Raw genomic sequence first — 14,286 nt, 5'->3', positions numbered from 1 at the left:
ACTAAACGTACAATGTTTAATTACAAACGACTGAACGGATAGCCTTATGCATTAATAGTTATCATTCAGCCCAAAAATTGGCTTGTTCGTTTTCCATTTACCCCGGGTGAAATCAGGAATTTCAATGGGTTTGCTCCCTCCGGCAATACTCTGCTCCGATAGTGGGCTGATGGCACTCCAAACGGCAGCATCGTATACATCGATCGGCACGGGGCCTTTCGCTTTTATAGATTCGATGAACGCCCGGAGAACGAAGAAATCGATACCACCATGGCCGGCGCTTTCGGCTGTCTGCGCATGGCGTTTCCAGAGTGGGTGATCGTATTTTTCCTGATAAGCCGCGAAAGGCTCCCAGTTATGCGGCTTGGGCGAAACACCTTCCAGATAGATCATATCGTTGTCGTCCATCCAGATGCCATTCGTTCCCTGCGCTCTGAACCCGAGCGAGTAGGGCCGGGGCGAGTTGGTATCGTGAATGATCACGATATTTTCGCCATTGGCGCATTGGATGACCGTAGTGACGACATCACCAAGTTTGAAATTTACTTTTGCATTGGGGTGGTTGGGGCCACCTTTGTCGACCACATACTTATGGAGCCCCCGACTTTTTGTTGCTGTTGAGGTAAGGTGCATAAACCGATTGCCCCGGTTAATATCGAGCCAGTGCGCCACTGGACCGAGGCCATGGGTCGGATATAAATCTCCGTTTCGGTTTACCGAGTGCTGGGTGCGCCAGTGCGCTTCTGAATAGCCTTTTTCGCCAAACTCAGCACCGATCCCTGAAATCGATTTGCCATCATTGAATTTAATATTCCGCAAGTCGTGCTGGTAGCCACAGTGCGCATAAGTCATTTCGCCAAACATGCCTTTCCGAATCATGTTCAGGACAGCCAGTACATCACGCCGGTAACAAACATTTTCCAGAATCATGCAGGGTGACCCCGATTTCTCCGACGCATTCACCAAATCCCACGATTCTTTGAGCGTTACCGTTGCCGATACTTCTACGGCGGCATATTTGCCCGCGTTCATAGTAGCTACAGCCATGGGCACGTGCCATTCCCAGGGTGTGGCAATCACGACGCCATCAATATCGTCGCGTTTGAGCATGTCCTTGAAGGCTTCATCCCCTTTGCTATAGGCCACCGGTGCCTTCCGACCTGCCTTTTCAATCATGGTGGTTGTCCGGCTGATGGCTTCGGGAGCCGGGTCGCAAATAGCCACAATGTCGACATCATCGCGGTAGATAGCTTGCTCAACGTGACTGCGCCCGCGTGAGCCAACACCGATAAAAGCCAGGCGGACTTTAGAATCAGCTGGCTTTGCTCCGGTTAAAATAGCGGGAAAAACAGAGGTTGTTGCTACAGATGTGGCTGCGCCAGTGAGCGCGGCTGTACGGATAAATTGGCGCCGGGTTGGGGTCTGCATAACGAATGCGGTACGTAGAGTGGGGTTTACGTACCAAAGAACGCTGTTTCACGGCAGAAAACATACGCTATGTTAATTTTAGCTTATGCAGATTAAGTCGATGGCACGAAGCTATAGCCCCTGCCATCGATAGCTAGTAAACCCACCACCTGGACTTTGGGTATTGTGCCTCGACGACAACAGGCTCGCCAATCATTGGCGTCGTAAAGTCCAGCTTTTGTTCGGTAGCCCGTTTCGTAAACCGCTCAATAGGGTCTGTCCAGGCATGATTGGCCAGGGAGAACTTAGCCCAGTGCACAGGCAACACAGTTTTCGCTCGTAGGTCCTGGGCAGCCGTAGCAACCTCTTCCGGAAACATATGAATATTGGGCCAGTCTTTGCCATACTGACCGCATTCAAGAATGGCCAGATCGAATGGACCGTATTGATCGCCGATCGTCTTGAAATGTTTTCCATAGCCCGAATCGCCCCCCAGGTATAGCGAATAGCCATGAATTTTCATCACAAAAGCCGTCCATAGGGTTTTTCCGCGTGTAAGGCTACGCCCCGAAAAGTGGCGGGCTGGAACCGCCGTCAAGTCCAGATCCGTAGCCACATGATGACTTTCCCACCAATCGAATTCCACAATACGGTCGGCCGGAACGCCCCAGCGTTCGAGGTGAGCACCTACGCCCAGCGCTGTATAGAATTTTTTGACTTTGGGAATAAGCTTTGTGATCGTTTCATAATCGAGGTGATCGTAGTGATCGTGAGACAGGATCAACAGATCAATAGTCGGCATGTCTTCAACGCTGTACACGTTGGATCCCGCATAGGCTTTGCCAAAAAACGAAACGGGCGAAGCATAACCGCTAAAGACCGGGTCAACCAAAATGGTAGTGCCCTGCGATTTTATCAGGTAAGACGAATGCCCGAACCAGACAATTGTTGGTTTCTCATCGGGTAAGGCCTTCAGATCTGTTCGTACCGATGGCAGCGGTTTAGGTGGGACATTGTCTTTGTCTTTATTGATAAAATCGCGCATCATACCCAGGTAAGAGGTATTTTCAGACATCACCTCCGTCTTTTCCAGGTTCTGAAAAGCGCCATCTCTATAATAGGGTGAGCGTTTGATTCGCTCCAGGCGAGTGGCTGACGGGTTACTTCCGAATGGACTTTGTTGCAGGAAAAGGAAGGTAGTGGCAATCAGTCCGGTAACGATAAATAAAGTTAATAGCATAGGTTTACGTAAGCGTTTCATGGGGGCACAACCGCATCCTATATCATCTGGTTCCGTGCAGTCTAACGGAGTAGATGAGCGGGAACAATACCGGATAAGTGGATGTTATTGACCTGAAACGTTTCAGGTTTTGTTTAGCTTTTTTTAATAAACGTTGAACAAAATAAACTGAACGCTTGTTGATTGGTTAATTCATTGCATACGAAAGAGCGACTTAGCTACTCGCTCGACTGTCTGCCTGTGTTGTACACAACCTTTGTAACGACAGGTTGATCGAACCCTAATTTCAATTTGTTTCTATGATTGATTCTCGGGCAAATGCCCCACGAGTGGCGGTGTTTCGCAAGGAACATTTCAATGCTGCTCATCGTCTGAACAACCCAAACTGGTCAGACGAAAAAAACACGCGGGTATACGGCAAATGCAACAATCCTAATTATCACGGGCACAATTACGAATTAATTGTGCAGGTAACCGGCCCGATTGATCCGGAAACAGGTTATGTGATCGATATGAAACTCCTTGGTAATCTTATTCAGGAACACGTTACTGATCGCTTCGATCATAAGAACCTAAATCTGGATACCGAAGAGTTCGCTGATCTTAATCCATCGGCCGAAAACATTGCCATAGTCATCTACAACCTTTTACGCAACCAACTAAGCGAGGGCTTAGACCTTAAAATCAGACTGTATGAAACTGAACGGAACTTCGTCGAATACCCCGTCTACTAGTCAACCTACGACTGGTGGTCAACAGAACGGTCATGCGCTGGACAGTCATCGGACTGATTCAACGGGCCTGTCTGCCTGGGAAGTCGACGAATTAGTCGATGAAATTGGTGACGCTCATGGTGCATCGTCTATTGATACCCCCATGCGTCCCGATGCCTTTGCTATTGATGACGATCTTAAGATTGACCTTATCGAAGAACATTTTCGTGAAATTATGGGGATACTTGGCCTCGACCTCACCGACGATAGTTTGAAAGGGTCGCCCCGCCGGGTCGCTAAAATGTATGTAAATGAGATTTTTAGTGGCCTGAATCCAGCCAATAAACCCAAGCCTACCTTGTTCGATAATAAATTTCGATACAATGAGATGCTTGTTGAAAAAGACATCACCGTTCAGACGTATTGCGAGCACCATTTTGTGCCGATCATTGGCAAAGCGCACGTTGCCTACATCTCCAGCGGTAAAGTAATTGGCCTATCCAAACTAAATCGGGTTGTCGAATATTTCGGTAAGCGACCACAGGTTCAGGAGCGTCTGACAGTACAAATCGCCGAAGAGTTGAAGCGCGTACTTGAGACCGACGATGTGGCCGTTATTATTGACGCCAAGCATCTTTGTGTATCAACGCGCGGTGTTCATGACATTAATAGCTCGACCGTTACGGCATCATATGGCGGTAAGTTTGCTGACGAAGCGACCAAACAGGAGCTTCTCCGGTATATTGCCCAACCAAGTGTGACTATTTAGTTACCTATACGTTTGTGGTTTGTCGTTCGTAGTTGGCTGATGGATAACCACTTTTATACTAGCCAACTACGAACGACAAACCACAAACTCGTTTATGCAGGGTAAACAGATTCTTATCATTGGGGCTAGTTCAGGGATTGGTCACGCGCTGGCTCAACAACTTCAGGCTCAGGGCGCCATACTATTTACCGCTGGTCGTACAGAACCTGAAGGTATCCAGTCTACTCACATGACCTGGGACGTTACGCAAACGCCCGCCGTAGATGCGCTGAACCAACTACCCGATACCCTGCACGGTCTGGTTTATTGCCCCGGCAGTATTAACCTCAAGCCTTTCCAACGGCTCGCCCTGGATGATTACCGACGTGATTTTGAGATTAATGTGTTAGGGGCCGTAAGTGCTATTCATGCCAGTTATGCCGCCATCAAGAAGTCTAAATCGGCAAGTGTTGTCCTATTCAGTACGGTAGCCGCCAAATTGGGAATGGGAATGCACTCATCTGTGTCGGTAGCGAAGTCGGCGGTTGAAGGACTGGCTAAATCGCTGGCGGCTGAACTGGCACCCTTCAATGTTCGGGTAAATGCCATTGCGCCCTCGTTGACAGACACACCCATGGCGGGCTTCCTGCTTGGAGACGACACAAAACGGGAAGCGGCCAACAAACGTCACCCCCTAAACCGGTATGGTTCCCCTCAGGACATCGCCAGCATGGCGGCCTATCTACTCACAGATCAGGCCAGTTGGATCACTGGCCAGATTATTGGCATCGATGGCGGCATGGGGAGCTTGAAGTAGAAAGGAGCCAGGTTACTCAGATTCTATTTTTGTAATTCCTATGAAAAGTTAGGGGCAAGAAGATAGTACTATCTTCTTGCCCCTAACTTTTCATAGGAATTACCTTTACTTTTTCATCACTCCATCAACATTCCTCCAGATACCAAGTGGATTCGCGTTCTGCAAGGCAGGCGGTAATAGCTCATCAGGAAAGCTTTGATACGTTACAGGCCTGACAAAGCGCAGAATAGCGCCTGTGCCCACGGATGTCGAGCGGCTGTCGGAAGTGGCCGGGAAGGGGCCTCCGTGCGTCATGGCTTCACTAACCTCAACGCCGGTGGGGAAACCACCGAATAACACGCGTCCGGCTTTCGCCTGCAAGAGAGCAACCCAGTCAACAGAAGAAGCTTTTAACTCCTCAGCCGTGGCGTAAATTGTCGCGGTAAGTTGCCCTTCCAGCATGGTCAGGCAGTCGGCCAGTTCGGTTTCTGTTTCGCACACCACAATCAGCGACGATGGCCCGAAGACTTCTTCACTCAGAAATTCACTGCTTAGAAAAATAGGTGCCGTTGTACTGAGTACCGTGGGCCTTCCCTGCGTTTGGTTGCTATCGGCATCCGTGTCAGCTTCGGCCAGTACATGCACACCCGGGACGACTCTATTCTGTTGCACGCCTTTTTGATAGGCCTGACAGATACCCGCGTTCAGCATGGTTGCTGGAGCCGATGCCCGGATTTTTTCGGCAACTGTTTCCAGAAAAGTGGCTGTATTCGGGGAATCCAGCAGGAAAGTCAACCCCGGATTGGTGCAGAACTGTCCCACGCCAAGCGTCACCGAAGCGGCTAAACCAGCGGCTACAGCAGTCGCCGAATTGGGTCCATCGGGCTGGCTAATGGCGCCCGGAAGTACAACAACTGGATTGACGGCGCTCATTTCAGCATAGACCGGAATCGGTTCCGGCCGCCCCTGGGCTACGCGCAACAAGGCCAGCCCACCCGCCCGAGAGCCTGTAAAACCGACGGCTTTTATGGCTGGATGAGCGACGAGTTGCTGGGCTACTTCATTGTCGGCGTGGAGGAGCGAAAAAACGCCGTCCGGCATCCCCGTTTTTTCAGCCGCTGCCACAATAGCCTGTCCAACCAGCGATGAGGTGCCCGGATGAGACGGGTGCGCCTTAACGACTACCGGACAGCCAGCTGCCAGAGCCGAAGCTGTATCGCCACCCGCCACCGAGAAGGCCAGCGGAAAGTTACTGGCACCAAAAACCACAACTGGGCCAAGTGGCACCAGCATCCGGCGTAGATCCGTACGCGGCAGGGGCTGGCGATCAGGCAGAGCCGGATTGATGCGGGCATCCACCCACGAACCTTCACGCAGGAGGTTAGCAAACATGCGTAATTGCCCCGTTGTCCGGCCCCGCTCCCCCGAAATCCGGCCCGTTGGCAGACCGCTTTCGAGAACGGCCCGTTCAACGAGTTCGTCACCGAGGGCTTCCAGTTCGCTGGCAATTGTATCTAAAAATTCAGCGCGCTGGGTAGACGTTAGTTTTGCATAAACCGGGAAAGCGTCAGCCGCTTTCTCGACGGCCTGATTAGCCTGTTCCGCAGAAACATTGGCGAATTCATCCGTAAGGTTCTCGTGGCGGGCAGGGGCAAACGCGCGGAATAGGTTCCCGTCGCCCGAAATCGGTTCATGGCCAATAAAACTGACGTTGATGGATTGTTGCGTGGTTGGCATAAGGTTTCAACAATGAATTAAAGGAAACAGCGCGGACAGTTCACCATTGCGGTGAAAATCTAAGTGGCCGCCTGTTGTTTGTTGACAACACAGGATACAGCTATGTAGGTTTCCAGGGCAACGGCGAACCGTGGCAGCGGCCACTCGGCCGCGTCATATTAAATTTTAAACGGTTGGGCCGACCCGCTCCAGTAGCGCTTTGGATTTACGGATACCGTCGTACTCTTCGAGCTGGTTACCTTCGTATTCGATACCAATAATGCCTTTGAACCCGCTATCCTTCACAATTTTCATAGTGCGGTTGTAGTCGGTTTCAACACAGTTACCATTCGCGTCGAAGTCGTAGAATTTAGCCGATGCTCCTTTCGCAAAAGGCATCAGTTCAGCGGTTCCCTTGTAGCGGTCATACTCTTCGGCGCAGGTGTGGTTATCACCACGTTTGATACAGAAGTTTCCAAAGTCGGGGAGCGTACCCACGTTCTTCATGCCCACCTGCTTCATCACGCCCGAAAGCCATTGCCCATTGGAGGAGTAACTACCGTGGTTTTCAACGATGACGTTGATGTTCATCGTCTTGGCAAACTCGCCAAGTTTGCTCAAGCCATCAACGGCCGATTTAGCCACCTCTTCGGCCGTACCTTGTCCAGCGGCATTGACCCGAATGGTTTTACAACCGAGGTACTTCGCGCATTCGACCCATTTGTGGTGATTTTCAACGGCTTTTGCCCGTTCGGCGGCATCCGTTGCCCCCAGGTTTCCTTCCCCATCTATCATGATGAGGTTGTTCGTAATGCCATTATCTTTACAGCGGGCCAGCAGGTCGTTGAGGTAGGTTTTATCCTGCGCTTTGTCTTTAAAGAATTGATTTACGTACTCAACAATGCTGATATCGAACTCTTTACGGGCAATGCCGGGGAAATCTAAATTTGTGATTTTCTTGCTAAACAGGGCTTTGTGCAGCGACCACTCAGCCAGCGAAATATCGAAGAACATCTTTTTCATGGGCGCTTCGGCAAAAACAGTCGGCATGAGAGCCATGCCAGCCAGAGAGCCAGCAGCTTGTTTCAAAAACGAACGACGATCGGTGGTCATAACGGAACGGGTTTACAGAACATGAGTTTTGGGGAAGCAAACGACTGCTTACCTGACAAAGAAACAAACCAAAGATAAATTACTCATTCGATTTACGGACAGACGAATGGTTTAGCGGAAAGCGAATTGTTTTCTTCCGTAATTTGCCCACATCTCTATCACTCGACTAAATGATTACGTTCGATACCATACAAGGCGCCCACGATCGGATCAGACCCTATATTCATCGTACAGCCGTGCTGACAAATCAAACAATCAACGACCGGGCAGGCGCCGAGTTGTTTTTTAAATGCGAAAACTTTCAAAAGATTGGGGCTTTTAAGGCACGAGGGGGACTGAACGCTGTGTTGCAGGTTGCCCAGAACAACGAAGGTTCAGCTATTACAACCCACTCATCCGGCAACCACGCTCAGGCGGTGGCTTTTGCGGCCCGGCAGGTGGGTATGCCTGCTTACATTGTGATGCCCCGCACGGCTCCGCAGGTGAAAAAAGACGCTGTTCGGGGGTACGGTGCCGAGGTCATCGAGTGCGAGCCCACGCTCGACGCTCGCGAGGCTGGTGTCCGCGAAGTGATGGCCCGTACAGGTGCCGTGTTGGTTCATCCATTTGATGATGACCGGGTGATCGCTGGTCAGGCCACAGCCGCGAAAGAATTAATTGAAGATGCTGCACAAGATCGTCCGTTTGATGTTATTCTGGCACCGGTTGGTGGGGGAGGGCTCCTGAGTGGTACCGCTCTATCGACACATTACTTATCACCAACAACCCGCGTTGTTGCCGGAGAGCCTGAAGGCGCTGCCGATGCTATTCTGTCGTTTCAGACGGGGCGCGTGGAGAAAGCGCCTTACATCAACACCATTGCTGATGGATTAATGACAAGCCTCAGCGAACGGACGTTAGCCATTATTCGTACGCACGTCAGTGATATTCTGACCGTCTCTGATCCAGAAATTATTGCAGCCATGCGGTTGATCTGGGAGCGGATGAAAATCATCATTGAGCCATCCTGCGCGGTGCCGCTGGCGGCTGTACTTAAGCGCAAAGAGCAATTTGCCAGGCAGAAAATCGGCATCATACTCACCGGTGGAAACGTTGATTTAGGAAAGCTGCCGTTTTAACATGCTTACTATTCAATCCATTACAGCCGAACAGACGTACCCGCTGCGTCATTCGGTGCTTTGGCCTGACAAACCGCTCGAGTATGTAAAAGTCGACGATGATGCGGCCGGCTATCATTTTGGTGCGTTTCAGCATGAGGAGTTAATTGCGGTGATTTCCCTATTTGTTAATGGACAGGAAAGTCGCTTTCGGAAGTTTGCGACCCATCCTGATTTCCAGCGGAAAGGTGTTGGCACGTTATTGCTGAACCATGTGATTGCCGAAGCCCGACGTTTGGGTGCCACTCTGCTCTGGTGCGATGCGCGTCTGGATGCGGCCGATTTTTACCGGCGGTTCGGGATGAATGCCGTTAGCGAGGTATTTTATAAAGGCCCGATTCCATATGCAAAATTTTCGCTTACCTTGTGAGCGCCTTGTGCAAGGCATATCCTAAACCGCTATAAACGAATGAAATCACTTCTTACTCTTCTACTGGCCGGTAGCCTGTTCATGATGGCAACCGGGGCAAAAGCCCAAACGGCTTCGGCTGACTCTGTGAAGGCCTACACCGGTTCGTACACCTTTGCGAGTGGCAGTCCGATTCAAAAATATGTGATTACGACCGAGAAAGGCGATCTGTTTGGCGAAGCCGATAGCTATGGCAAAAATAAGCTGGTTAAGCAGGCAAAAGCGGATACGTATCAGTCTACCAGTTCATACGGGTCGATCATCACATTTGTTCGGGATGCGGCTACAAAAGCGGTTACAAGTCTGACTATGGCTATTCAGGGAACTGAATTAACCGCAAAGAAAGACAATCCATAACCAAACGATTGCACAGTGAGTTGACTACGGATACAATCAACTCAACCATGAAAACATCAACACTTTTCGTTACGGCCACCACACTGTTAGTCAGCGCCTGGTCGTGCAGTCAGAAAAAGAACACGGATCAAACAGGCGAGACAGTTGCTACGGTTGATACCATAATCAGCCTGCCTGCGCCATACGCCACAAAATCAAGCCAGAAATTTAGTAACATTATTGAATGGCCTGCCGGCAAAACACCTCAGGCACCAGCAGGGTTTACGGTGACTGAATACGCCCGCGATCTGCAAAGCCCACGCTGGATATACGTTGCTCCCGACGGCGATATTTTCGTTGCCGAAGCCAATACCGAACGAAAAGGTATCAAAAACGCCGTTGTCAACGCGGTTACGGGGAAAAGCAAATCAGAACGTACGGAAGCCAGCGCCAACCGTATTACGCTTTTGCGTGACACTAATAAGGACGGAAAGCCTGACCTTCGGGAATCATTCCTAACAGGTTTGAATCAGCCTTTTGGTATGCTGGTGCTGGGTAATAAATTCTATGCAGCCAATACCGACGGATTGATGCAGTATGACTATAAACCCGGTCAGACGAAGATCGGTACGGCTGGAAAAAAGATTCTGAGCTTACCGGCTGGCGGCTATAACAATCACTGGACACGAAATTTATTGGCCGGACCCGATGGTAAGAAAATATTCGTTTCTGTTGGATCAGGTAGTAACGTGGGCGAACACGGCCCTGAAAATGAAATCCGCCGGGCCAATATTCTGGAAATCAACCCCGACGGAACCGGCGAGCGTATCTACGCCAGCGGCTTACGAAATCCAGTTGGGATGGGTTGGGAGCCAACGACCAAGACGCTTTATGCGGCTGTGAACGAGCGCGACGAACTTGGCGATGACCTGGTGCCCGACTACCTCACCAGTGTGAAAGAAGGTGCTTTTTACGGATGGCCCTACTCATACTACGGCCAGAACGAAGATCCGCGCCGGAAAGGTGAACGGCCTGATCTGGTGAAGAAAGCAGTTGTACCGGATGTTCCTCTTGGAGCGCATACAGCGTCGTTGGGATTAGCCTTTTATGATAAAACGGCCTTCCCTGAAAAGTATCGCAACGGCGCCTTTGTAGGGCAGCATGGTTCCTGGAATCGATCACAATTTTCGGGCTATAAAGTCGTTTTCGTTCCTTTTCAGGGCGGAAAGCCTGGCAAGCCCGAAGATTTTCTGACGGGTTTTCTCACCGGGAAGGATAAAGATGCTTATGGTCGGCCAGTAGGGATCGCTGTCCTTCCTGATGGATCAATGCTTGTTGCTGATGACGCGGGTGGCCGAATATGGAGGATAACGGCTAGTAAGTCATAAGAAAAAGAAGAAAATAATACCTTACAAGTGGTAAGGGGCTAACGTACTATTTGCGTCAGCCCTTTACCACTTTTGACATTATAATCTATGCAGTTTCTAAAATTGATAATAAACCCGAGCCCGTAGCCCAAGTGTTGTCTTTGTCTGCCAGTTGGGGTCAGGTTTCATGGGCAGCTGCTCTGTTTGAAGAGGCAGCGTTAAGACGGGGCTGCCTTGCAAAACCCAATGCCGATTTTGCCATTCCAAACTAGCACCGAACGCAACATTCGTAAGCAGGTCAATTGATCTGGAGTTACTGAAACTAAACTCGTCGTAGCTCCGCTGGGGAATCAATAATGAGCAGTAAAAGGTCGCATTCTCAGTACTTGTTAAATTAAGCAATGTGCCAACGGATGGTGAAAATGTCAGGCTTTGGTTAAGCGGAATTCGATAGCCAAGATTGATCGGGATCTGTATACGAGTTGTGCGTGTATCAATGTTGATAATGCCGCGACGAGGATCAATATTATGGGCAAATTCTTTTCGGAAATCCCGTTTCATCCGCGAATCGAAATCAACATCGTCGATGAATCTACCGTTGTAGGTAGCCTGGCTAAGACCGATGCCTACTGACCAGTTCCTTTTTGGACCTACCAAAACCTCTGTAAAAACGCCGGCACCGAGTACTTTAGAGGCAATCTCGCCACCCACCCCAGCCCGAAAACGGCCAGCCAGGTGTTTAATTGGTTGGCTTTCCGGGGCCTGCTCTACTGCACCTGAGACCACGGTAGTACGTGCGGGCCGTATTCGTTTTGCCCGTTGGGCAAGTTGACTCGCCCAGTTGATCGTCGGCGTTGACACAGACGGCATGTCGATTAGCTCATAATTAGCCGATACAAATGCCTCAGTTGGTGCAAGGCTTGTCCTGGCGATAGCGTTGTCCTGATTATTTTCTGCCTGGGTAGCCGGATTTTTCTGAGACACACGCTGGTCAGTATATACGCCCCTCTCGTTCGTCTGCTGATTCGTACCATACTGGTCCGACAGGCGACGCTCTTTCTGGCGCTTAACCTCTGCTTTGGTTACTGTTTCTGATGAAATGCCGGGGTTTTTACTCGTTAAAGAAGAAGTAGAGGGTTTACCATACGCGTCTGTTTTCGGGTTATTGATTAAATTATCCGATTGATTAGGTTGAGCCGTTGAGCCTGATGTGTGTTCCGTTGTTGCGTATCGCTGATCCGTTGGTTTTTCTGAACGGTCAGTTGAGCGCTCGTCTTCTGGAGGAACCACGTGCGAACGCGACGGCACAGAAACATAGCGGGTGATATAAACTGTGTCCCGCTCATGTTGATGAACTGGTTTGGTATCGGTCGATGTAAGCAACTCTTCTTTGCCTCCCTGAGTCTGCTTCTCCGTTGATGGGATCGACGCCATTGGAGCGGTATCAGGAGCTGAGAGCGTCGGTTGTTTGGTGGCCATTTGTTGCGTTGGCCGCTTGCTCAACTGGCCGATTGTCTGGCGCAGGCGATTGATTTCGTTGTGCTGCCAGAAACCGTACCCCACCAGCACAACCGCGCTTACGGTAGCCGCAGCCATCAGCCAAGGCTTGGCTGTCCATAAACCACCGCTAAAGGGGTTGCCAGACGGGGGCGTGCCCGGTTGTGGGATTCCGGTTTGCAGCGATGACTGCATGCGGGCCCAGTCTTTTTCGGAAAATTCCGGCCGAATACTTTCCAGTTTTCGCCGGATAATATCGGAAAATCGGTCAGTTTTCATGATACGGAATAGAGGGTGTTTTACTGTAATGAGCTTGTTTGATGAGCACTTGTAATTTTTGCCGGGCACGGGCAAAGTTAGAACGAACAGTTGCTTCGTTATGGCTCAGGATACCCGCAATCTCGTGGAGACTGTATCCGTCGACAACGTGCATCATAAACACAGTACGGTAGGTTGGCGTCAATTGCTGGACCAGGGCGAGTATTTCCTCGGCCGCAATCTGATCCACTACGTCATCATCGAAAGCAACCTGCTCACCTGATTCCAGCGAAGCATGTTGTTCAAAACGATGGTTCTTGCGGTAGTGACTGATGGCGGTGTTGACTAAAATTGTTCGTAACCAAGCTTTAAAAGGTAACGTCTCGTCATAACTGTCCAAGTGTTGAAATGCTTTCAGGAATCCTTCGTTCAATACATCTTCTGCTTCTTCAACGCTCGATGTGTAGCGCAGACAGATACTCTTGGCATATCCAAAAAATTGCTTGAAGAGCGTTCGCTGTGCACGCGGGTCGCTGGCACGGCAGGCCCTAATGACGCTAACCAGGTCATTTTCGGCGAACGGAGATGATTTTCGAAAAAACAAAGTTCGGTCGGATTTTTACGTACACATTCCTGATTATAGTTGTAGTACGCATTTCTATGATGTAATGTTGCACCTAATAGTCAAGTTATTAACTATTTTTTTTAGCGGAGAGCAACACTTGTATTAAATAGTACGTACAGGTGTTAAATGGGTTTACTCATCCCATTTTTTGCTTGGCTAATGAACGTTTTAGTGATTGGCGACGAACATACCTACGGCTATGGGCTGTCGGAAGGAAATCTTAGTTATATCGGTCATTTTATCCGGAACATCAGCCGAGCCGGGCAGGCGGTGTCTGTTGAAGCCTACGCGCATCTGACAATGGCACAAACGATCGCTACACTGGCTCAATTGCCGCTGAATCGGTATGATCTGATTATCCTTCAACTAGACCATACACTCATTCAGACGGCTACAGCTCAAGTTGCTCATTCGTCGGGCCTTCCTATGCCCGTTCTTCCGGCTTCAGCTACCTTTTCCCGGAAACTAGCCGCCCGAAAAATCAGCGATCAGTTGAAAACGTTGGGGAATTCTTTGCTTTCGCTCGTCCTGCCTAGTCGCACTACTTCGTCAATTTCCGTATTACTTAATCAGTTAAGACCTTACCGCCATAATGTGTTGTTATTAACCCCTTTTTCGCACCTGGAGCCGATCAAAAACTGGCTGCGTAAGCGAAGTCGGGCGGTGCTGATTCAGGAAGCCGATAAACGACTGGTCAGTGTTTTCGATACGGATTCAGTCATTCGGCCGAGCGAGGAATACTTCCTGCCAAACGATCAGGAACACTTGAATGCAGTGAGCCATGAGCTTCTGGGGCGGTCCCTGTTTGACTTTTACCAGTCAGCGCCAACCATCGTTACAATTCAGGCTTTCCGCAGGGAATAAAAACAAGTAGCTGGGTTGGACAAAGTCTCCAGCATTTTTA

The 14,286-nt window shown here is 50.0% G+C and carries 14 protein-coding genes; 8 read left to right on the top strand and 6 right to left on the bottom strand.

All coding sequences use genetic code 11. The annotated features are described in order from the left end of the window. Positions 1-51: 51 nt before the first annotated feature. Positions 52-1,428, bottom strand: coding sequence for a Gfo/Idh/MocA family protein (locus SD10_RS18220; protein WP_046575697.1), 1,377 nt, complete (start codon positions 1,426-1,428; stop codon positions 52-54). Between the two features lie 133 nt (positions 1,429-1,561). Then, a complete protein-coding gene (locus tag SD10_RS18215) occupies positions 1,562-2,647 on the bottom strand; it encodes an MBL fold metallo-hydrolase (protein WP_082111744.1) in 1,086 nt (361 codons plus the stop codon). A gap of 299 nt (positions 2,648-2,946) precedes the next feature. Here SD10_RS18215 and SD10_RS18210 point away from each other — a divergent pair, with 299 nt between their 5' ends. The 3 genes from SD10_RS18210 to SD10_RS18200 all read left to right on the top strand — a co-directional run bounded on the left by SD10_RS18210 (position 2,947) and on the right by SD10_RS18200 (position 4,925). Further along, positions 2,947-3,381, top strand: coding sequence for a 6-pyruvoyl trahydropterin synthase family protein (locus SD10_RS18210; RefSeq protein ID WP_046575693.1), 435 nt, complete (start codon positions 2,947-2,949; stop codon positions 3,379-3,381). After that, positions 3,341-4,129, top strand: a complete 789-nt coding sequence (gene folE / locus SD10_RS18205) for a GTP cyclohydrolase I FolE (RefSeq protein ID WP_046575692.1) — start codon at positions 3,341-3,343, stop codon at positions 4,127-4,129. Before SD10_RS18210 ends, folE begins: the two co-directional genes overlap by 41 nt. 94 nt (positions 4,130-4,223) lie before the next feature. Beyond that, a complete protein-coding gene (locus SD10_RS18200; RefSeq protein WP_046575691.1) occupies positions 4,224-4,925 on the top strand; it encodes an SDR family NAD(P)-dependent oxidoreductase in 702 nt (233 codons plus the stop codon). 105 nt (positions 4,926-5,030) lie between these two features. Here the strand turns inward: SD10_RS18200 and SD10_RS18195 are convergent, their stop codons facing one another. Both SD10_RS18195 and SD10_RS18190 read right to left on the bottom strand, forming a co-directional pair. After that, positions 5,031-6,641, bottom strand: a complete 1,611-nt coding sequence (locus tag SD10_RS18195) for an aldehyde dehydrogenase (NADP(+)) (RefSeq protein WP_046575689.1) — start codon at positions 6,639-6,641, stop codon at positions 5,031-5,033. Between the two features lie 165 nt (positions 6,642-6,806). After that, on the bottom strand, positions 6,807-7,733 hold the full coding sequence (locus SD10_RS18190) for a sugar phosphate isomerase/epimerase family protein (protein WP_046575687.1): 927 nt from the start codon (positions 7,731-7,733) through the stop codon (positions 6,807-6,809). A gap of 170 nt (positions 7,734-7,903) precedes the next feature. Here SD10_RS18190 and SD10_RS18185 point away from each other — a divergent pair, with 170 nt between their 5' ends. The 4 genes from SD10_RS18185 to SD10_RS18170 are packed head-to-tail and all read left to right on the top strand — an operon-like array spanning position 7,904 to position 11,023. Beyond that, entirely contained in the window at positions 7,904-8,851 is a 948-nt protein-coding gene (locus SD10_RS18185) for a threonine ammonia-lyase (protein ID WP_046575684.1), read from the top strand. A gap of 1 nt (position 8,852) precedes the next feature. After that, positions 8,853-9,260, top strand: coding sequence for a GNAT family N-acetyltransferase (locus tag SD10_RS18180; RefSeq protein WP_046575683.1), 408 nt, complete (start codon positions 8,853-8,855; stop codon positions 9,258-9,260). A 39-nt stretch (positions 9,261-9,299) separates the two neighbouring features. After that, positions 9,300-9,656: a hypothetical protein gene (locus tag SD10_RS18175; RefSeq protein ID WP_046575682.1), complete on the top strand. Its 357-nt coding sequence runs from the start codon at positions 9,300-9,302 to the stop codon at positions 9,654-9,656. Between the two features lie 47 nt (positions 9,657-9,703). Then, on the top strand, positions 9,704-11,023 hold the full coding sequence (locus tag SD10_RS18170; RefSeq protein WP_046575681.1) for a PQQ-dependent sugar dehydrogenase: 1,320 nt from the start codon (positions 9,704-9,706) through the stop codon (positions 11,021-11,023). A 96-nt stretch (positions 11,024-11,119) separates the two neighbouring features. Here SD10_RS18170 and SD10_RS18165 read toward each other — a convergent pair whose 3' ends face one another. Beyond that, positions 11,120-12,778, bottom strand: a complete 1,659-nt coding sequence (locus SD10_RS18165; RefSeq protein ID WP_046575680.1) for a hypothetical protein — start codon at positions 12,776-12,778, stop codon at positions 11,120-11,122. Then, entirely contained in the window at positions 12,768-13,361 is a 594-nt protein-coding gene (locus SD10_RS18160) for an RNA polymerase sigma factor (protein WP_046575679.1), read from the bottom strand. The genes SD10_RS18165 and SD10_RS18160 overlap by 11 nt, the downstream gene beginning before the upstream one ends. 180 nt (positions 13,362-13,541) lie before the next feature. Between SD10_RS18160 and SD10_RS18155 the strand changes: the two genes are divergently transcribed. After that, positions 13,542-14,246 (top strand): hypothetical protein, encoded by a 705-nt coding sequence (locus SD10_RS18155; protein WP_046579747.1) that lies wholly within the window; start codon positions 13,542-13,544, stop codon positions 14,244-14,246. The last annotated feature ends 40 nt before the right edge of the window (positions 14,247-14,286 follow it).

The organism is Spirosoma radiotolerans (assembly GCF_000974425.1).
GTDB lineage: Bacteria > Bacteroidota > Bacteroidia > Cytophagales > Spirosomataceae > Spirosoma > Spirosoma radiotolerans.
Note: the sequence above shows the minus strand (reverse complement) of the source record. Positions and strands in the feature narration are given on the sequence as shown.

Coding starts and splice junctions, on each gene's coding strand:
- SD10_RS18220 (WP_046575697.1), bottom strand. CDS start 1,428: ATGCAGACCCCAACCCGGCGCCAATTTATCCGTACAGCCGCGCTCACT.
- SD10_RS18215 (WP_082111744.1), bottom strand. CDS start 2,647: ATGCTATTAACTTTATTTATCGTTACCGGACTGATTGCCACTACCTTC.
- SD10_RS18210 (WP_046575693.1), top strand. CDS start 2,947: ATGATTGATTCTCGGGCAAATGCCCCACGAGTGGCGGTGTTTCGCAAG.
- folE (WP_046575692.1), top strand. CDS start 3,341: ATGAAACTGAACGGAACTTCGTCGAATACCCCGTCTACTAGTCAACCT.
- SD10_RS18200 (WP_046575691.1), top strand. CDS start 4,224: ATGCAGGGTAAACAGATTCTTATCATTGGGGCTAGTTCAGGGATTGGT.
- SD10_RS18195 (WP_046575689.1), bottom strand. CDS start 6,641: ATGCCAACCACGCAACAATCCATCAACGTCAGTTTTATTGGCCATGAA.
- SD10_RS18190 (WP_046575687.1), bottom strand. CDS start 7,733: ATGACCACCGATCGTCGTTCGTTTTTGAAACAAGCTGCTGGCTCTCTG.
- SD10_RS18185 (WP_046575684.1), top strand. CDS start 7,904: ATGATTACGTTCGATACCATACAAGGCGCCCACGATCGGATCAGACCC.
- SD10_RS18180 (WP_046575683.1), top strand. CDS start 8,853: ATGCTTACTATTCAATCCATTACAGCCGAACAGACGTACCCGCTGCGT.
- SD10_RS18175 (WP_046575682.1), top strand. CDS start 9,300: ATGAAATCACTTCTTACTCTTCTACTGGCCGGTAGCCTGTTCATGATG.
- SD10_RS18170 (WP_046575681.1), top strand. CDS start 9,704: ATGAAAACATCAACACTTTTCGTTACGGCCACCACACTGTTAGTCAGC.
- SD10_RS18165 (WP_046575680.1), bottom strand. CDS start 12,778: ATGAAAACTGACCGATTTTCCGATATTATCCGGCGAAAACTGGAAAGT.
- SD10_RS18155 (WP_046579747.1), top strand. CDS start 13,542: ATGAACGTTTTAGTGATTGGCGACGAACATACCTACGGCTATGGGCTG.